The following is an 18516-nucleotide window of genomic DNA, read 5'->3' on the forward strand; positions in this document are numbered from 1 at the left end:
AATTAGTGGCAAATCGGAAACATAGTGTAAAAAAGAAAGCACCCGCCCGCGCGGGCCGTACGCCAAAAGCGCAGCATATGGCCAAAAACGCGGAAAAAAAACCGACTAGGGATCCAGAATATAAAAAGCAGCGCAATCAGATTAACGCGATTGTGATATTTGCTGCGTCCATTTTAATGGCTTGCCTTGTCCTGATCCCGGGCGACCATATCTGGCTTTGGTGCCACAACGCGCTCTTGGGTTTGTTTGGAAGCTGCGCCATTATCTGGCCGATTTTATTGTTTTACATATCGATTGTCACCGCTTTAGAACGTCAGAACCATTGGCTTGGCGGCAGGGTCGTTCTAATGGTGGTAATCATTACCCTGTTTTGTTCGGCGGTCTATATTTTTTCCGCTTCGGATAAAGCGTCGCTGCAATCGCTGCAAAACCAGCTTGTGAAACTTTATAATTTGGGGATGCAGCGCTCCGGCGCGGGCCTATTTGGTGGTTTGTTCGGAATCCCCATTGTCGCGGCGCTCGGTTCCGTCGGCGCGAAAATTGTGATCATCTTGGCCCTTTTCGTAGCGATTATGATTTTAACCGGAACCAGCCTCATACAGCTCTTCCGTGCGATAACGAAACCGGCCGACATGGTTGCCGCGAATCTTAGCAATGCATATGAGCAGCGGGCGATTGAACGCGCCCGTAAGGAAAATGCGTATATTGACATTCCTCTCGACGAGGAGGATATTACGCAGCGCCTGAAGGCAAAGAACAAAAAAGGGAAAAATGAAAAGCTCGATCAGCTGGAAAAAGTGTTCGGGGTGAAAGAACCGGTTGTCGAGAAAGTGGAAAACAATCCGGCTTCCGTGCCGGATTCCGGCGAAAAACCAGAGCCTTCGGCGGCTGTTCTTGAAGCGGTGAAGAAGTCCGCGCCCAAGCCTGAAAAAGCAAAGCCACCTGTCGGCGCTTCCATGCAGATGACGATGTTTGCCGACGAACCGCCGCAGGACGGATCGTACCATTTCCCGCCGATCACGATGCTGGAAACAACGAAGGTGACAAACGAACAGGAAATTGCAGAGGAATTGAAAACCAACAGCCGGATGCTGGTGGAAACGCTGAAAAGCTTTGGTGTTCAGACAAAAATTGTGGACATCAGCCGCGGACCGGCGGTAACGCGTTATGAACTGCAACCTGCCGCAGGTGTGAAAATCAGTAAAATTACGAATTTATCGGATGATATCGCCATGAATCTGGCCGCTTCGGGCGTGCGTATTGAAGCGCCTATTCCGGGCAAGGCCGCCGTCGGAATTGAGGTTCCGAATAAAAAAGTCAGTATTGTGCGTATGCGGGAGCTGATCGAATCCAACAGCTTCTGTACCGCCAAGAGCCGCCTTACCGTCGTCCTAGGGCGCGATATTGCGGGCGAGGTAGCGACGGCGGATCTGGCAAAAATGCCCCACCTGCTAATTGCCGGCTCAACCGGTTCGGGAAAATCGGTATGCATCAATTCATTTATTATCAGTCTTTTATATAAGGCCACCCCGGAAGAAGTGCGGTTTTTGATGATCGACCCGAAGGTTGTTGAGCTTGGCATTTATAATGGAATCCCGCAGCTTTTGGTTCCGGTTGTCACCGATCCGCGCAAGGCGGCGGGTGCTTTGGGTTGGGCGGTGAACGAAATGCTGAAGCGTTACAAAATTTTTGCAGAGAAAAATGTCCGCGATCTGAACGGTTACAATACGCTGGCTGCTTCCAACGGGTATAAGGACGAAAACGGCCAGCCCATGCCGCGTCTTCCGCAGATTGTAATTATTATTGACGAGCTGGCGGATTTGATGATGGCTGCGCCGAATGAGGTGGAGGATTCCATCTGCCGTTTGGCACAGATGGCGCGCGCTGCGGGCATGCACCTCCTGATTGCGACGCAGCGTCCGTCCGTCGATGTTATTACGGGTATTATCAAAGCGAACATACCAAGCCGGATCGCGTTTGCCGTATCCTCACAGGTTGACTCCCGCACCATTCTGGATATGGGCGGAGCGGAAAAGCTGCTGGGCCGGGGCGATATGCTGTTTTCACCGGTCGGTTCGCAAAAACCGATTCGTATACAGGGGTGTTTTGTAAGCGATAGTGAAATTGAATCCGTGGTTAACTATGTCAAGAAAACACAGGAAGCCGGGTACGATAAGGATATAGCGGAGGAAATCGAGAAAAACGCCGTTGCGGAAAAGGACAGTAGTTCCGACGGCGCGCTTGGAGAAGATACCGACCCGATGATACCCGAAGCCATAAAATGCGTTGTGGAAGCTGGACAGGCCTCCACCTCCCTCCTCCAGCGTCGTCTGCGCCTTGGTTACGCTCGGGCAGGCAGATTGATCGATGAAATGGAACAAATGGGAGTTGTGGGTCCTCACGAAGGCTCAAAGCCGCGCCAGGTGCTAATTACCTATCAGCAGTGGCTGGAAATGACCATGCAACAGGCCGACAAAAAAGAAAGCGAAGAGCAAAAATAAAGCTGTTTGTCGGCAGCGCGGCGTTCTGATGGCGGGCAGGCTTGTTTACGCAGCTTTTGATGTGGTGCGCTATACGTTCAAAGCGGGAGGAAGCGCGGAAATGGAGCAGCAAAAAAACAGCAAAAAAGTGCTGAAAATAACCCTGCTGGTATTTTTGGCGGTTGGCCTGCTTGTTTCCTTCCTCCCGTTTGGCACGGAGGCTTCCTGGCGGCATATCTTCCGTTTCTTCGGTTTAACGGATTTTGCCGCGGCTGCGGACAATGCTCCGCTTTCCATACATGTGCTGGACGTTGGGAAAGCGGACAGTATCTTTGTTGCCTGCGAAGGGAAATATATGCTTGTTGACGGAGGAACGCAGGACTGCGGCGAGGGGATTGCGGAGTATCTCGATCGGCGGGATGTGAAAAAACTGGATTTCGTTTTTAACACGCACCCGGACGCAGACCATATCGGCGGCCTTGGCTATATCATCCGTCATTATCAGGTCGGAAGCTATTTTGCTCCTGATGTTCCCCAAAACCTTATACCGCAGGGGGAGGAATATGCCGCTGTGCAGACTGCCCTCAGGCAAACGGATACTGCGGGGCGAAGCCCTTTCTGCGGCGAATCCATGCAGTTAGGGAGTTTAAAAATAAAAGTGCTCGCGCCGGTTAAAACCGGGGACAGCACGAATAACAATTCGATTATTTTAATGCTTACTTTTGGAAAAAACCGGTTCCTGTTAATGGGCGATGCGGAGAAGGAAGAGGAGCGGGATCTTATGGAAAAATGGGAAAACCTTTCCGCAAATGTGCTGAAAATTGGCCACCATGGCAGCTCCACTTCCACTTCGGAACCGTTTTTGCGTGCGGTTCAGCCGAATTTTGCGGTGATTTCCGTGGCCCGCGATACCAGCCGCCTGCCCAAAAGGGATGTGCTGAAAAGATTGTGGGACGCGAACATTCCGGTGTATCGGACTGATGTAAGCGGTACGCTTGTTTTTATGAGCGACGGGGAGAAAATTACTGTTTTAACAGAAAAGTAGTTTAATAAAAGAAAATAAAGGGGAATGTGTTATGAGAACCTTGATCATCGACCGTTTTGAAGGCACCTATGCTATTTGCGAGGACAAGGATCAGAAATTTTTTGCAATCGAGGTTTCCGAGCTGCCGGAGGGGGTGCGTGAGGGTGACGTGCTCGACGTAAACGATGCGGAGGGTACGGTGAGCATTAATGCGGAGGCAACCAAGCAGAGGCGCTCAAAGGCCAAAAAATTGCAGGACAAGTTGTTTTCTTAATCAATTGCTTATTGATCGTTTATGGGGCTCTTATACAATAAAAAGGGGAAACTATGCGAGTAATGAAACCGATCATAAATTATTTTAAACAAACCGATAAATTGTATTGGCTGATTATGCTATCCATTTCGGCTTACAGCCTTTTACTGCTGAAACCCATCCCGCCGAGTTCTTCGGGTAGATCCTATTTTACGGTACAGCTTATCGCTATCGTAATTGGGTATTGCGGAGCAATTTTTTTAACGTTGATTGATTACCGGGAAATTGCGAATTATTGGTATCTTGTAGCCGGCTTTTGCCTTTTTCTAATTGTTTATACCCACATCTTTGGTGTGGCGGTTACAAGCAGCGGCGGCATCAATGCGAAAGCTTGGATTAAGCTGCCCGGAGGAACATTCCAACCCAGCGAACTGGTTAAAATCGGTTTTATGATTACCTTTTCCAAGCACCTGTCGGAATTAAAGAAACGGGAACTGCTCGAGTCTTTTCCGCAGGTTATTCTCCTTGCCTGCCATGCAATGGTTCCAATTCTTTTAGTCCATTTTCAAGGGGACGACGGAACAGCGGTTATTTTCTTTTGTATGTTCCTGAGCATGACTTTCGGTGCCGGGGTGCAACTTCGCTATTTTGCAGCGGTTTTTGCTGCAATTGCCATTGGTTTTCCCATTGCATGGCAATATATATTAAAAGACTATCAGAAAATGCGGCTTACTTCCTTTCTTCATCCGGAAAATGATCCTCTTAAAGATGGGTACCAGCAGTACCGCGGGATGCTTTCCATTGGCAGCGGCCAGTTTTGGGGACGCGGTTTGTTTAATAGTGATACCCGTGTCAGCAAAAAAGTTGTTCCGGTACAGGAAAAAGACTTTATTTTTTCTGTAGCAGGAGAATTGCTCGGATTTGTTGGCTGTATGCTGATTCTTCTTCTTCTGACTCTTCTCCTTTTCCGTACTCTGCGAATTGCGAGGAAATCGCCGGACTGCCTTGGAAGTTCTATCTGCTTCGGCTTTTTCGGGATGGTTGCGGCACAGGCATTGTTCAATCTGGGGATGTGCCTTAGTCTACTTCCGGTTATGGGCGTTACCCTGCCATTCTTCAGCGCGGGCGGTTCGTCGGCGTCCTGTCTTTACTTTGGTTTTGGATTGGTAATGAGTGTTTATATGCATAAAGTAAGCCCCGATAAAGTGTCGCTTCAGCATAAATTCTAGCGGAGAATCAATGCTACCTGCATTACATAGTTTGATATAATTCTTTAGAAACCTCCTTTGCTGACTGTTGGCTGCAAAACCACAGTATAAGCAACTGGAGGTTTTCTCACGCCGTTTGCTCGAATTCTCTCGGTGCCATAGCCGTGGTAGTGCAAATAAAAAACCGGTAGATAAATTGTTTTAGCAGGCATGAATCAACTGGAGCTTTTTTCATATGATAAGAGAAATATATGGAATTTGGCGCCTGCTGTTTTCCGGGAAAATTCAAAAATTGCCGCGGTATGGTTCTTTTTTATTGAAAAATATGCTATAATTTTGACATATTTTTTGTGAGGAGATGCACGAATGCTAACTGACATCGAAATAGCGCAGCAGGCAAAGCTTTTACCGATTGCACAGGTTGCTTCCGAACTCGATATTCATGAGGAAGAGCTAGAACCTTACGGCCGGTATAAAGCGAAGCTGAATGACTCTCTCTACAACAGACTTGCCTCCAAGAAGGACGGCAAACTCATCCTGGTAACGGCGATCAACCCGACTCCGGCGGGCGAGGGAAAAACCACGACAACGGCCGGTCTTGGGGAAGCAATGAAAAAAATCGGCAAAAAAGCGGTTATCGCCCTGCGGGAACCAAGCCTTGGGCCAGTATTCGGCATCAAGGGCGGGGCCGCCGGCGGCGGTTACGCGCAGGTAGTGCCGATGGAGGACATCAACCTGCATTTTACCGGTGATTTTCATGCGATTACCTCCGCGAACAACCTTCTCTGCGCCATGCTCGACAACCATATGCAGCAGGGGAATGTCCTTGGAATTGACCCGCGCAGGATTTTAATCAAGCGCTGCCTCGATATGAACGACCGCGCTTTACGGAATATTGTGATTGGACTCGGCGGGAAAATGAGCGGGGTTCCGCGTGAGGATAGCTTCTGCATTACGGTTGCGACGGAGGTTATGGCGATTTTCTGCCTTGCTTCCGACTTGCTGGATTTGAAGGAACGGCTTGGAAAGATTTTGATTGCCTATACTTATGAGGGCGCGCCCGTTTATGCGCGTGATTTAAAAGCGGAAGGAGCGATGGCCGCGCTTTTAAAGGATGCGATTTATCCGAACCTGGTGCAGACGCTGGAAGGAACGCCGGTTATCATGCACGGTGGGCCGTTTGCGAATATTGCCCACGGGTGCAATTCCGTAAGGGCGACGCGTCTGGCGCTTAAGCTTGCCGATTACTGCATTACGGAGGCAGGATTCGGTTCCGACCTCGGTGCGGAAAAGTTCCTCGATATTAAATGCCGCCTTGCGGGATTAAAGCCTAACGCGATTGTGATTGTAGCCACCGCGCGCGCCTTGAAATACAACGGCGGCGTTCCAAAGGATAAAACTGCGTTGGAAAACCTCGATGCGCTGAAAAAGGGAATTGCCAATCTGGGCGCGCACATTTCCAACATGAAGAAATACGGCGTCCCGGTTGTTGTTGCGATTAACCGCTTTAACAATGATTTCGAAGCGGAACTGAGCTATATCGAGAACTACTGCCGTGAGAACGGTGCGGATTTCGCGCTGTCCGAGGTTTTTGCAAAAGGCGGCGCAGGCGGCGTGGATTTAGCGAGAAAGGTGTGCGAAGCGGCTGAGAAGCCGTCCAATTTCCAGCCGATTTATTCGGCGGATTCCACCATTAAACAGAAAATTGAGTGCATTGCAAAAGAGATATACGGCGCGGACGGTGTGGATTATACAAGTCAGGCGGAAAAAGCCTTGCGGGATATTGAAGCGCTCGGCGGGGATATACTGCCGGTCTGCATTGCGAAAACGCAGTATTCCTTATCGGATAACCCTGCTTTGTTAGGCAGGCCGGCCGGATTCCGAATTACCATCCGCGACTTGCGCCTTTCGAACGGGGCCGGTTTTGTCGTGGCCTACGCGGGTGATATTCTCACAATGCCCGGACTGCCCAAGGTGCCTTCCGCCGAAAAAATCGATGTGGATGCACAGGGAAGAATTTCAGGATTATTTTAAGTTACAAGGGGACTGCTATGCGGGACATAATGACATCTTCGTTGGCTGAAACAGAAGCGCTCGGCGTGAAAATAGCGGAAAAGCTTTCCGGCGGCGAGGTGATTGCGCTTTTCGGCGGAATGGGCATGGGAAAAACAGCCTTTACGCGCGGGCTTGCAAGGGGATTGGGAATTTCCGAAGGGGTTTCCAGCCCGACGTTTGCGCTGGTTCATGAATACCACGGCAGGTTGGACGTTTACCATTTTGATATGTTCCGCGTGTCCGGTTGGGACGACCTGTACTCCACCGGTTTTTTTGATTATCTGGAGAGCGGGGGCGTTCTGGTAATCGAATGGAGCGAAAATATTGAAGCCGCGCTTCCGCAGGATGCAATCCGCATTGAAATCCGGCAGGGCGAAGGCGAAAACGAACGCATTTTTCATATTGAGGGGATGGAACTATGAGAATACTGGCGATTGATTCGTCGGCGACCGCGGCGTCCGCGGCATTGGTTGAGGACGGAAAAGTGCTGGGTGAATTTTATATTAACACGAAGCTGACACACAGCCAGACGCTGATGCCGATGATTGATAATGTGCTGAAATGCACGCGCGCGGATTTACAGAGCGTGGATCTGTTTGCGGTCAGTTCCGGCCCCGGATCCTTTACGGGAGTCCGTATCGGCATCGCGAGCGTCAAGGGCCTTGCCATGGCGCAAGACAAGCCCTGTGTGGGCGTGTCCACGTTGGAAGCAATGGCGCGGAATCTTGAACATATGGACTGTACGGTATGCGCGGTTATGGACGCGCGCTGCGGGCAGGTTTATAATGCGGTTTTTAGTGCACACGACGGAAGAATGGAAAGAATTACGGAAGACCGGGCGATCTCCATTCTGGATTTGGCGGAGGAATGTAAAAAATTCGCAAAACCGCTGATGCTTGTTGGAGACGGCGCAAAATTGTGCTATAATAATGAACGGTTTCAAAGTCTTCATGCGCTTTTGCCGCCCGAGCCGCTGCTGTACCAGCGTGCCTGCGGCGTTGCGAAAGCCGCGTGCAAAGTATATGAGCAGGGCGGAGCAGTATCTTCCGCAGCTCTGATGCCGGTTTATCTACGCCCGCCGCAAGCGGAGCGCGAACTTAAAAAACGTATAGAAGGAGAAAACAAATGATAGCTTTAGGAGCAGATCATGGCGGATTGCAGTTAAAAGAAGCGATCAAAAAGTATTTGGAAAACGAGAACATCGAATATAAAGATTTCGGAACGTTTGACGAAGCTTCCGTTGACTATGCGCCGATTGCGGCGAAGGTTGCACATTGTATTATAAATGGAGAAGCGGAACGCGGGATCCTTTGCTGCGGGACAGGCATTGGAATGAGCATTGCCGCCAATAAGGTGAAAGGAATCCGCGCCTCTGTTTGCTCCGACACATACTGCACGGAAATGACGCGTCGTCACAACAACGCGAATATCCTCTGCCTGGGCGGAAGGGTTATTGACGAAGCAAAAGCAGTTGAGCTTGCAAAGATTTTCCTGCATGCTGAGTTTGAAGGCGGCCGCCATCAGCGTCGTCTCGACGAAATCGCAGCGATCGAGCGCGGCGAGCTGTAATTTTAAATTTGGAGGCTGTCAGATATGAATAAACAGGTCTTTATTATGGATCATCCCCTCATCCAGCATAAACTTACGTTTTTGCGTGATAAAAATACGGGCTCAAAGGAATTCCGCGAGCTGGTAGGCGAAATCGCAATGCTGATGTGTTATGAGGCCACAAGGGATTTACCCTTGGAGGAAACGACGATCGAAACACCGATCAGCAAAACAAAAACGAAGGTTATCGCGGGCAGAAAGCTCGCGTTTGTCCCGATTTTAAGAGCGGGCCTCGGTATGGTGGACGGCGTGCTCCGCATGGTGCCTGCCGCGAAGGTTGGTCATATCGGCCTTTACCGCGATCACGAAACCCTGCAGCCGGTCGAATATTACAGCAAGCTTCCGCTGGATATTAACGAGCGCGAAGTGATCGTGCTGGATCCGATGCTTGCAACCGGCGGTTCGGGAATCGACGCTGTGACAATCATTAAGCGCAGCAACCCGAAGAGCATCCGCTTTATGTGCATTATTGCAGCGCCGGAAGGGGTAAAAGCATTTACGGCTGCCCATCCGGATGTAGAGCTTTATTGCGCTGCCGTAGACGATCATCTTAACGAAAACGGCTATATTGTTCCGGGACTTGGCGATGCCGGTGACCGCATTTTCGGAACACTTTAATATGAATAAAATCGGGGGCGGCTTTGGCCGTCCCTTTTGTTATCTGGAGGTTAAAGAATGGAACTGGAAGAAATGATCCGGTTTTTTACAGCGCGGGTGGACGAATACAACAAGCATATGCTAAGTTGTGGGCTCGAAAAGAGCCCGATATTCCGTTAAGATAGGATTCGAAAAGACAAAAACACAGTTCTGGTTGGTAGTCCAGACGCGGCAATCAGCCGTCAGTAACCTGCCTCCTAAGGTTGTCCAGTCTTTGTTAAGTTGTTTTTTGGGAGGAACTTCAGATGGACAAATGCAGAATTACGGTGTTTTTTGAGAACCCTTTCTGGGTTGGTGTAATGGAACAGCTGATCGATGGAAAGCTGGAAGCTGCGAAAGTAACGTTCGGTGCGGAATCAAAGGATTATGAGATTTACAGCTATTTCTACTGGAAAATCAAAAGATTGAATAAAAGAAAATCAATCCAAAACGGTTGCAGTAGCTTATCAACCGCCAATTATTGCAAAGCGGAATCGGCACAAGCACAGCAGGCCCTGAAGCTGCAGCAGGAGCAAGGGAAAACTGGAACGGAAATCTTTTAATCGGAAACAGTTGGAAGAGGAAGAACAGCGGCGGTTTGAACTGCGCCAGAAAAAGAAAAACACAGGGGCAGATAACTGCATATGAAGATGGCTTTGAACCATTAAGGTTCAAAGCCTTTCTCTATAAATTCAATTCCTGTACAAATTTTTGGACACTATCTTCATTTAAAGGGTCGAATATAGCTGGTGTTTTCATCAGGAACAGGTTTTCCACGTGCCGGATGCCTTCTCCGGGCTCAAGACTGTACAGCGGGCTTAGCGTCTGCATTTCTATAAAATCCTTACACAGATAGGTTTCGGAAGAACAGCCGTAATCCGGGTAAGGGGCCGACGGGCTGTGCACATATCGCTTGACCAGCGTGGTATCGCCGTTCGCATAGCAGGCCCAGCCGGGGAAATTATTCAGCCCGATTTTAAGGGGCTTTTCATTCTCTTTTTCATGCCGGACGGTGATGAACCGATGGCCAAAGCAAAGCCGGTTATCGTGGAAATCCGTATTGGGCCAAAGGGATAGGGTCCGGTTGGGGGAAATCAGATTTTCGCCCTCCGCATTGAAAGGAAGAATTTCCGTTCCGCCTCCATTCAGCATGGTGACTGCCCATAGCGCGCAGGCACGCTTTTCTTTCGAATCATTCTTCGCGCTGTGTACGACCATAATATCGGTTGTGCCTTCGCTCATAATAATTTCAAAGCTAAGCTGCATATCCGTTTGCTTTTGTCGGGGTGGAGTAAAGGTAACCCCTTCCGGCAAAATGCCGTAAACCACCGGTTCATTGTCCGGGTAATAGGTGTCCGGCATCTTTTCCGGGCTTAGCCAGATACGGTGTCCCCCGTAATATAAAAAGGCGGCGTCCCTGCCGAAACGCTCTTCAATTTTTTCGTTCTGTACAGTATATTTCCGTTCCAAATCATTATAAAGGATATTCGATCCGCCCGTAAAACCGAAACGCACAATCCGCGGTCCAAAATTGATTGTAACGACAACATCGATTAATCCATTGCTGATCTCCAAACATTTCCCATAGTTCTCGTATTTGATTTCCTTTATTTCAACAGACAATTAAGACACATCCTTTCAGCATCAAGACGAAATGGATAGAATACCTGTTGTCCGGTCGCGCCCACAGGGCGCCGCCTGCGAGGAACAAAGGGAATACAGGTCCGTTGCCCTGCTTTCTAATTCAAGCACACTTTTCCCATCATTGTCAAGGGACAATATGTCTGATGTGTTGGTAACAATAGGGAGTTTTACAGAGGATTTTCGCGAATGCAGAATTTCCGTCCCCCGTTTGTTAAATCCAAGGACGCGAAGATAGGGGGGGACTCTTTTATTCAAAGAAGAATCTAATTCTAAAAAAGCGGAAAGCACAATCCTGCGGATGCGCGCGTGCGTATACCGTTTGGATTTAATAAGCGAATACAATTCGTCAAGGGAGCAGGCTTGGCGGGAAGCATCGTATATGCGGTTTTCCAGGCCTTCGCTAATGTCCGGTAGGGAAGCGAATTCTTCGCGGCTCATACCCCGCAGCTTTGCGAGGATGGCCCGTTCCACCGTCCCAATAGAAACCGGCGCGCTGCCCGCCTTGATTTCCCGCAGCGCGATTTCCGCCGCGTTCTCCGGCATCCATGCGGCAAAGCTTTCCCCGGTATGCATGCATTTCCGTATCTTTGAAGCGGAGGCAATGTCATTCACGGCATCCTGCGCATCATGTGCAGCCCCAATGCGTTGAATCGTAAAAGGGATCACTTTGGAATGTAGGCGGTCTACTGCCTTTAGATATTCAATCGCGAGAATATTGTTGGGTTCCCGAAGAAGGCGGGAGGCTTCGCCGTCGATTTGGCTCATGGCGTTCTGCCTTGCTTTTGCGAAGGTCGCCCCGTTTTTGATTTCGTTTTTTATCGCGTCGCGGAAACTGGAGGAGTTCAGCGCTTTTGCCGCACTTTGCAGCTCGTCGATCCGGCCGCACTCGCTTCCAAAACTCAATATGTCGACACCAAGCGCATCCAGAAGGAAAACCCCGCCGAACGCAAAGGTTTCCGCGCCGGAAAGCGCCCATGGAAGCGGGAGCTCCAATACAAGATCAACGCCGTTCAAAAGCGCCTGTCTGGTTCTGGCCCATTTTGAAAGGATAGCTGGTTCGCCACGTTGGACAAAATTGCCGCTCATGACCGCAACAATGTGCGTAGCACCTTCCTCACGGGTACGCGATATGAGTGCGGCGTGTCCGCGGTGAAACGGATTAAATTCAGAAACAATCCCCGCAGTAAGCATTTTTCATAAACTCCTTGAATTTCCGAAGTGGTAGTACTATTATAGTATATGGTGTTATTTATGTCGATACAAGCATAAAAGTAATTTTAGGAGGAATAAGTATGAAGATTCTGGTAATCAATGCCGGCAGCTCTTCTTTAAAGTATCAGTTAATTGATATGGATACGGAAGAAATGCTTGCAAAAGGCAATTGCGAAAGGATAGGCATTAAGGGAGGAACATTCAGCCATAAAACTGCGGATGGCCGCAAAAAAGATTTGAATGTGGAAATGGCTAGCCATATCGATGCGTTTAAGCTGGTAACGGCTGCCTTAACGGATAAACAGGTTGGGGTAATCAAGGATTTGTCGGAGGTTACGGCAATCGGCCACCGTGTGGTTCAAGGTGGTGCAAAATTCAGCAAATCCCTTTATGTTAATGATGATGTTATTGAAGGAATAAAAGAATTAATTCCTTTGGCTCCCCTTCACAACGGCCCGGAGCTACAGGGAATTCTTGCTTGCCAGAAAGTTTTCGGAAAAGATGTGCCGGAATGCGTTGTCTTTGATACCGCTTTCCATTCGACCATGCCGAAAAAGGCATATATGTTTGCTATTCCTTATGAATATTATGAGAAGTATAAAATTCGCCGCTACGGTTTCCACGGCACATCCCACCGTTACGTCAGCTCGCGCTGCGCGCAGTTGATGCATCAGCCTCTTGAGGATATCGATATGGTTACCTGCCATATTGGGAACGGTTCTTCTATTGCGGCTATCCATGGCGGAGAAGTAATCGATACCAGCATGGGCCTGACTCCGTTGGACGGTTTCATGATGGGTACGCGTTGCGGATCGCTCGACCCGTCCATTGTAACCTTTATTATGGAAAAAGAGGGCCTTACCCCGGAACAGATGAACGAAATTCTGAACAAAAAGTCCGGCCTTCTCGGTATTTCGGGTTACAGCGATGACCGTGATGTAACAAAGGCGGAAATTGAAGGAAACAAAAGGGCCATTCTTGCGCATGAAATGCTGAGCTACCAGATTATTAAATTCATCGGCTCTTACGCGGCGGCGATGAACGGCCTTGACTGCATCGTGTTTACAGCGGGCCTTGGCGAAAATCAGACCCACCTGCGTTATTCGATTTGCCGCGGGCTGAAATACTTCGGTGTAAAAATTGACCCGGTTCTGAACGATAAAATGATACATGGGCGCGAGGGTAAGATTTCCGCATTTGATTCCAAGGTTGCTGTATATGTTGTACCGACAAATGAAGAGCTTCTGATTGCACGCGATACAAAAGAAATTGTTGAGAAGCTGACATATGCTTCCACAGAGGATAAGACGGTTGTTGATCTGGAAGACATCTAATCCAAAATAGAACGGTGCTCTCGTAGATAAGAATAGAAAAACATAGAATTTTCATATACTTAAATCATAACAAGCGTTCTGCGCTATACAAAAGCCCTCCTGCCACTTCACAACATTACGGCAGGAGGGTTTGTTTTGTTGATCTGAAAATCCGACTGAACGATCATTTTTGCAATTTTTGTTTTTTTATGACTTTAAGTCTTGAGAACTCCTCGCGATCCTTTTCTTCTAGTGCGTCCGTGATAAACTTCACTGTAGTCTCAAACCATGGGATCATAATATTTTTCAGAGCATTTGCTCGTTTCTGCGTCTTTTTAATCGCGACGGCCAGCCGGTAAACGCTGTTTTCCACTTCGGCCAGTTCCGCGGTGAGGCGCTTGACTTCTTCAAATTTTTTGTAGGCGTCGTCCAGCATAATATTGGTGGAATTCAGCCCGAACGGAATCGGAATGCTGACCGGGTCGTACGAAACCATGGGAATCTCCACGCCCATAACGCTTCGATAAGCCACATTCAGGCTATTATCGAGCGGAACAGTACGGGACAGTTCGTCGCAGATGCCAAGGGTAATATTTGCCCTTTGAAGCGCGGCATATGCCGCATCGTACGTATCATCAATTTTTCCTTGAATTTTCGCCGCCCGCTCAATCAGGGCCATCATTTCCCGTATTAAAATGTTCCGTTTCCGGTCAAGAAGCTCAAAACCTGTGCGTGAAAGCGCAAGGGACTTTTTTGTGGCGAGCAAATTTCCTTTTGTCGGAACGATTTGGTTGCTCAATGCGGCACACCTCCTTCGGTTGGTAAAAATTGCGCGGTGAAAATGCGGTGCAATTTTCTATGTGCTATCCTGCGCTTTCATACTATTCGTCAATGCTTTTTTCGGGTTCCGTCACAGAGGAATCCGACTGAATCGCTTTTTCATAGTATTTATCAAGAATCACGTCGTCCACACGATCGAGTTCTTCACGCGGCAGCGTGGAAAGAAGCTTCCAGCCCAAATCCAAACTTTGTTCGATGGAACGGTTTTCATTAAAGCCCTGTGCTACAAACTGGGATTCAAACCGTTTACCGAATTCAATGTATTTTTTATCGACAGGGGAGAGCTCTTCTTCACCGATAACAGAGGCGAGCGAACGGGCGTCCATTACTTTCGCATAAGATGCGAAAAGCTGATTGGAAAGCGCCGGATGGTCTTCACGCGTAAAGCCTTCGCCGATGCCGTCCTTCATCAGACGGGAAAGGGAAGGAAGGACGGAAACCGGCGGATAAACACCGGAATTGTCCAGAACGCGGTCAAGCACGATCTGTCCTTCGGTGATGTATCCGGTCAAATCCGGTACCGGATGGGTAACGTCGTCGTTCGGCATTGTGAGAATTGGGATTTGGGTTACAGACCCTTTTTTGCCGCGCACCATGCCCGCGCGTTCGTAAAGGGAGGCAAGGTCGGAATACAGGTAGCCCGGGAATCCCTTTCTGCCCGGAATTTCGCCTTTGGAAGAACTGAACTCACGCAGCGCTTCCGCATAGGAGGTCATATCCGTCATAATGACGAGGATATGCATATCCAGCTCAAAGGCAAGGTATTCGGCAACCGTCAGCGCGCAGCGCGGGGTCAGAATTCTTTCAATAATCGGATCGTTAGCAAGGTTCAGGAACATAACAACCCTTTGCAGAACACCGGATTCCTCGAAAGAACGCCGGAAGTATTCGGCAACGTCGTTTTTAACGCCCATTGCGGCAAAGACAATTGCAAAATTATTGCCGCTGTTGTCGGTGATCTTTGCCTGCCTTGCAATCTGAACGGCAAGCTCGTTATGCTTCATACCGGAGCCGGAGAAAATGGGGAGTTTCTGCCCGCGAATCAGCGTCATCAACGTATCGATGGTTGAAATGCCAGTATTGATGTAGTTTTTCGGATATTCACGGGATACCGGGTTAATCGGCGTTCCGTTAATATCTGCCTTCTTCACCGGAAAAATGTTTCCCAACCCGTCAATCGGCCGACCCGCACCGTCGAATACGCGGCCGAGAATTTCCGGGGAAAGCGGCATTTGCATTGGGTGACCTTTCAGCCTGGTGCGCGTGTTGTCCAGCGAAATGCCGCGCGTACCTTCAAATACCTGAATGACTGCCCGCTTACCGTCCAACTGAACGATTCTGCCCTGGCGCATAGTGCCGTTTTCCAGACGGATATCGACAACCTCTTCAAACGACGCGTTTTCAACGTTGTCTAGCACAATCAGCGAACCGTTTATTTCCTTTAGACCAATGTAATCAAGAATCATGGTGTAACCACCTTCTTAGGTAAAATTAGTATCCGTCCGAATCAGGATTCGAGAATGGCGGACAGAGCCTCATCAATTTCGTTGATGTAATTATCGAATATTTCTAGTTTATTGTTGGGAATATCATACTTCATTTTCACTATTTTATCGAACAACCCGGTCTGTTTAATCACCGAAATCGGAACGGAAGCGGTTACAAGCTGCTTCGATTTCTTATAAAGATGAAGGATAACTTCCATCATCCGCTTCTGCTTTTCAAGCGGCACATAGGTGTCTTCCGCATGGAATGCGTTCTGCTGCAGGAAACCGACGCGGATAAGACGCGCAATTTCAATGATCAGCTTCTGATCGTCCGGCAGAACATCCGAACCAATCAGCTTTACGATTTCCATTAACTGGCTTTCTTCCTGTAAGATGCGGTTAACCTGTACGCGGTATTTTAAAAATTCTTTGCCAAGGTTTTTTTCGTACCATGGGTCAAGATCGCTAAAATACTCGCTGTAGCTTTGCGTCCAGTTGATTGCCGGGTAATGTCTCGCGTAAGCGAGGGCTTTGTCCAGCGCCCAGAAACAGCGGGTAAAACGCTTGGTGTTCTGCGTAACCGGTTCGGAAAAGTCCGAACCCTGCGGGGAAACGGCGCCGATTATCGTAATGGATCCGTCTGTGTTATTCAGATTCTTTACCATTCCTGCGCGCTCGTAAAATTCAGATAAGCGGCTTGGCAGATAGGCAGGGAAGCCTTCTTCCGCCGGCATTTCTTCCAAGCGGCCGGAAATTTCACGTAGTGCTTCTGCCCAGCGGGACGTAGAGTCCGCCATAATGGCAACATGGTAACCCATATCGCGATAATATTCGGCAAGCGTAATGCCGGTGTAAATAGAAGCTTCGCGCGCCGCAACCGGCATGTTGCTCGTATTTGCGATCAAAACCGTACGGTCGGTCATCGGCCTGCCCGATTTCGGATCCATCAGCGCCGAGAATTCGTCCAAAACCTGACACATTTCGTTGCCGCGTTCGCCGCAGCCGACGTAAATGATGATATCGGCGTCGCACCATTTCGCAAGCTGGTGCTGCGTCATGGTTTTTCCCGTGCCGAAACCGCCCGGAATCGCCGCTGTGCCGCCCTTGGAAATGGGGAACAGGGTGTCAATTACACGCTGACCGGTTATGAGCGGAACTTTTGTCTGGAGCCGCTCGGACACCGGGCGCGGCGTACGGATCGGCCATTTCTGACAAAGAGTGAGCTTGTGTATTTCACCGTGCTGATCCTCCAGCTCAAGGATGGTATCGTTTACCTTATACTTCCCGTTCCCAACGACTTTCTTTACGATGCCGGAAAGCAGGGGAGGAACCATGCATTTATGTGTTATGATGGTTGTTTCCGGGCACTCGGCGTAAATATCGCCGCCCTTAAGCTGGTCACCTTCGTGCACCTTGATAGTTACATCCCATAGGCGGTTTTCGTCCAGCGCGGAAACGTTGCTGCCGCGCGCGATGAACGCACCGGATTGCTCCGCAACTCTTTTGAGCGGCCGCTCGATTCCATCGAATATATTATCGATGATTCCAGGACCTAAAGTTACGTTCATAGGGCTCCCAGTACCGTAGATCGGTTCGCCGGGTCGCAGCCCGGTCGTTTCTTCGTAAACCTGGATGGTAATAAATTGGTCCGTAATACCGATGACTTCACCGACAAGGCGTTCATTGCCGACATAAACCATCTCCATCATCGAGAAGCTGCGTGAGTTTTTAACGGTTACAACGGAACCATTAATGCCGTATATAATATTCTGATTCTCCATCTTCTTCATCTCCGATATCACTAGGTATAGGTCAGACTACGGCCAAGCCTGAGTTTTCCTCAAACCACTCACGCTGATCCTCTAACTGGGCGTCGAGCGTTTCGTCCGCTGCAATACCCATCCCAGAGTTATAGGCAAGAATGCCGCCGATATGGATATCGTCGCTGATCCTAAATTCGCAGTCGTTTCCAAAAGCTTTTTGAATCAGCTCTTTGTACTGCTCATCCTCTTTACGGATACACAATACAGTACCCGGTTTACGGAAGGTCTTCGACAATATCTTTGCTTTCTTAACCAGCAAATCCTCGTAGCCTTTTTCCTTTGTAAATTCGGAAAGTGCTTTTTTCGCCCGTTCGAACACCTCGTCCGCAATTTTTCTGCGTTTTGAAAGAAGCTCTTTTCGAACGTTCATTTCCCGCTGCGCCATTTCCTGAGCAATGCCGTTTCGCATCTCGGCCATTTCTTTTTGGATCAGCCGGTAAGCTTCGGTTAATACGTCAACCTCCGCTTCTTCAAGCTCTTTCTTCTTAAATGCTTCTATTTCTTGTTCGATTTTTTTACGCTGTTCTTCAGCATAGTGATTGATTGCTACATAAAATTTGTTTATTTTATCATCGTTGACAGCCATAACAACCCCCCGTTTCGCCGTCAAGCGGCTTAAATATTCAGCCCGATTGCCTCGCGGACATAACGGGTAATCGAATCCTTTGTACGGCCGTTGCCGTGTCTGTCCGGAATTTCCAGGATAAGCGGGCGCTTTTGGTTGAGCTTCAGGTCATAAACCATGTCCGGGCAAAGGGAGATCAGGGTTTCGGTCATCAGAATAACCGCTACGTCCTCCATCGCCATTGCCTCTTTCAAGGCTTTCTGCACTTCGGCGGCTTCATGCACGACAACGCCTTCAATACCCGCCAAGCGAAGCCCAACCTGCGTATCCACATTGTCGCTGATTAGATAAAAGCGCATAAAACATGC

The 18516-nt window shown here is 49.0% G+C and carries 18 protein-coding genes; 11 read left to right on the forward strand and 7 right to left on the reverse strand.

The genetic code is table 11. From position 1 onward, the window contains the following. Positions 1–5 precede the first annotated feature (5 nt). The 10 genes from CAGA_RS01845 (at position 6) to CAGA_RS01890 (ending at position 9827) form a co-directional block, all read left to right on the forward strand. Positions 6–2501: an FtsK/SpoIIIE family DNA translocase gene (locus tag CAGA_RS01845; RefSeq protein WP_330566950.1), complete on the forward strand. Its 2496-nt coding sequence runs from the start codon at positions 6–8 to the stop codon at positions 2499–2501. 28 nt (positions 2502–2529) lie between these two features. Then, positions 2530–3525 (forward strand): ComEC/Rec2 family competence protein, encoded by a 996-nt coding sequence (locus CAGA_RS01850; RefSeq protein WP_135657109.1) that lies wholly within the window; start codon positions 2530–2532, stop codon positions 3523–3525. 31 nt (positions 3526–3556) lie between these two features. Next, positions 3557–3778, forward strand: a complete 222-nt coding sequence (locus CAGA_RS01855) for a DUF3006 domain-containing protein (RefSeq protein ID WP_135657111.1) — start codon at positions 3557–3559, stop codon at positions 3776–3778. Between the two features lie 62 nt (positions 3779–3840). Further along, a complete protein-coding gene (locus CAGA_RS01860; RefSeq protein WP_243112902.1) occupies positions 3841–4986 on the forward strand; it encodes an FtsW/RodA/SpoVE family cell cycle protein in 1146 nt (381 codons plus the stop codon). Between the two features lie 345 nt (positions 4987–5331). Next, complete coding sequence (locus CAGA_RS01865; RefSeq protein WP_135657115.1) at positions 5332–6999, forward strand: formate--tetrahydrofolate ligase; 1668 nt, start codon at positions 5332–5334, stop codon at positions 6997–6999. Between the two features lie 17 nt (positions 7000–7016). Further along, positions 7017–7442, forward strand: coding sequence for a tRNA (adenosine(37)-N6)-threonylcarbamoyltransferase complex ATPase subunit type 1 TsaE (gene tsaE / locus CAGA_RS01870; protein WP_135657117.1), 426 nt, complete (start codon positions 7017–7019; stop codon positions 7440–7442). Further along, positions 7439–8149 (forward strand): tRNA (adenosine(37)-N6)-threonylcarbamoyltransferase complex dimerization subunit type 1 TsaB, encoded by a 711-nt coding sequence (gene tsaB / locus CAGA_RS01875; RefSeq protein WP_135657119.1) that lies wholly within the window; start codon positions 7439–7441, stop codon positions 8147–8149. The genes tsaE and tsaB overlap by 4 nt, the downstream gene beginning before the upstream one ends. Beyond that, positions 8146–8589: a ribose 5-phosphate isomerase B gene (gene rpiB, locus CAGA_RS01880; protein WP_135657121.1), complete on the forward strand. Its 444-nt coding sequence runs from the start codon at positions 8146–8148 to the stop codon at positions 8587–8589. Before tsaB ends, rpiB begins: the two co-directional genes overlap by 4 nt. 24 nt (positions 8590–8613) lie before the next feature. Further along, on the forward strand, positions 8614–9246 hold the full coding sequence (upp, locus tag CAGA_RS01885; RefSeq protein WP_135657123.1) for a uracil phosphoribosyltransferase: 633 nt from the start codon (positions 8614–8616) through the stop codon (positions 9244–9246). A gap of 284 nt (positions 9247–9530) precedes the next feature. Then, a complete protein-coding gene (locus tag CAGA_RS01890) occupies positions 9531–9827 on the forward strand; it encodes a DUF2992 family protein (RefSeq protein WP_243112903.1) in 297 nt (98 codons plus the stop codon). A 121-nt stretch (positions 9828–9948) separates the two neighbouring features. Here the strand turns inward: CAGA_RS01890 and CAGA_RS01895 are convergent, their stop codons facing one another. Together CAGA_RS01895 and CAGA_RS01900 are read right to left on the reverse strand one after the other, a co-directional pair. Then, complete coding sequence (locus tag CAGA_RS01895) at positions 9949–10887, reverse strand: hypothetical protein (protein ID WP_135657125.1); 939 nt, start codon at positions 10885–10887, stop codon at positions 9949–9951. Positions 10888–10908: 21 nt separating this feature from the next. Beyond that, positions 10909–12099, reverse strand: a complete 1191-nt coding sequence (locus CAGA_RS01900) for a nucleotidyltransferase (protein ID WP_135657127.1) — start codon at positions 12097–12099, stop codon at positions 10909–10911. Positions 12100–12200: 101 nt separating this feature from the next. Here CAGA_RS01900 and CAGA_RS01905 point away from each other — a divergent pair, with 101 nt between their 5' ends. Beyond that, entirely contained in the window at positions 12201–13454 is a 1254-nt protein-coding gene (locus CAGA_RS01905) for an acetate/propionate family kinase (protein ID WP_135657129.1), read from the forward strand. 163 nt (positions 13455–13617) lie between these two features. Here CAGA_RS01905 and CAGA_RS01910 read toward each other — a convergent pair whose 3' ends face one another. From CAGA_RS01910 to CAGA_RS01930, 5 genes are all read right to left on the reverse strand, one after another. Then, the gene (locus CAGA_RS01910; protein ID WP_135657131.1) at positions 13618–14232 is read right to left on the reverse strand and encodes a V-type ATP synthase subunit D; all 615 of its coding nucleotides are present in this window, start codon (positions 14230–14232) and stop codon (positions 13618–13620) included. An 82-nt stretch (positions 14233–14314) separates the two neighbouring features. Beyond that, positions 14315–15739, reverse strand: a complete 1425-nt coding sequence (locus CAGA_RS01915; protein ID WP_135657133.1) for a V-type ATP synthase subunit B — start codon at positions 15737–15739, stop codon at positions 14315–14317. Between the two features lie 41 nt (positions 15740–15780). Beyond that, entirely contained in the window at positions 15781–17541 is a 1761-nt protein-coding gene (locus tag CAGA_RS01920; RefSeq protein WP_135657135.1) for a V-type ATP synthase subunit A, read from the reverse strand. Positions 17542–17572: 31 nt separating this feature from the next. Further along, positions 17573–18169 (reverse strand): V-type ATP synthase subunit E, encoded by a 597-nt coding sequence (locus CAGA_RS01925; RefSeq protein WP_135657137.1) that lies wholly within the window; start codon positions 18167–18169, stop codon positions 17573–17575. Between the two features lie 29 nt (positions 18170–18198). Continuing rightward, positions 18199–18507: a V-type ATP synthase subunit F gene (locus tag CAGA_RS01930; protein WP_135657139.1), complete on the reverse strand. Its 309-nt coding sequence runs from the start codon at positions 18505–18507 to the stop codon at positions 18199–18201. Positions 18508–18516: the final 9 nt, after the last annotated feature.

This window comes from Caproiciproducens galactitolivorans (assembly GCF_004768785.1).
Classification (GTDB): Bacteria; Bacillota; Clostridia; order Oscillospirales; family Acutalibacteraceae; genus Caproiciproducens; species Caproiciproducens galactitolivorans.

Excerpts from the sequence above, each read along its gene's own strand:
- rpiB (WP_135657121.1), top strand. The coding sequence starts at position 8,146 with ATGATAGCTTTAGGAGCAGATCATGGCGGATTGCAGTTAAAAGAAGCG.
- CAGA_RS01860 (WP_243112902.1), top strand. The coding sequence starts at position 3,841 with ATGAAACCGATCATAAATTATTTTAAACAAACCGATAAATTGTATTGG.
- CAGA_RS01915 (WP_135657133.1), bottom strand. The coding sequence starts at position 15,739 with ATGATTCTTGATTACATTGGTCTAAAGGAAATAAACGGTTCGCTGATT.
- CAGA_RS01925 (WP_135657137.1), bottom strand. The coding sequence starts at position 18,169 with ATGGCTGTCAACGATGATAAAATAAACAAATTTTATGTAGCAATCAAT.
- CAGA_RS01930 (WP_135657139.1), bottom strand. The coding sequence starts at position 18,507 with ATGCGCTTTTATCTAATCAGCGACAATGTGGATACGCAGGTTGGGCTT.
- tsaB (WP_135657119.1), top strand. The coding sequence starts at position 7,439 with ATGAGAATACTGGCGATTGATTCGTCGGCGACCGCGGCGTCCGCGGCA.
- CAGA_RS01905 (WP_135657129.1), top strand. The coding sequence starts at position 12,201 with ATGAAGATTCTGGTAATCAATGCCGGCAGCTCTTCTTTAAAGTATCAG.
- CAGA_RS01920 (WP_135657135.1), bottom strand. The coding sequence starts at position 17,541 with ATGGAGAATCAGAATATTATATACGGCATTAATGGTTCCGTTGTAACC.
- tsaE (WP_135657117.1), top strand. The coding sequence starts at position 7,017 with ATGCGGGACATAATGACATCTTCGTTGGCTGAAACAGAAGCGCTCGGC.
- CAGA_RS01855 (WP_135657111.1), top strand. The coding sequence starts at position 3,557 with ATGAGAACCTTGATCATCGACCGTTTTGAAGGCACCTATGCTATTTGC.
- CAGA_RS01850 (WP_135657109.1), top strand. The coding sequence starts at position 2,530 with ATGGCGGGCAGGCTTGTTTACGCAGCTTTTGATGTGGTGCGCTATACG.
- CAGA_RS01890 (WP_243112903.1), top strand. The coding sequence starts at position 9,531 with ATGGACAAATGCAGAATTACGGTGTTTTTTGAGAACCCTTTCTGGGTT.
- CAGA_RS01865 (WP_135657115.1), top strand. The coding sequence starts at position 5,332 with ATGCTAACTGACATCGAAATAGCGCAGCAGGCAAAGCTTTTACCGATT.
- upp (WP_135657123.1), top strand. The coding sequence starts at position 8,614 with ATGAATAAACAGGTCTTTATTATGGATCATCCCCTCATCCAGCATAAA.
- CAGA_RS01900 (WP_135657127.1), bottom strand. The coding sequence starts at position 12,099 with ATGCTTACTGCGGGGATTGTTTCTGAATTTAATCCGTTTCACCGCGGA.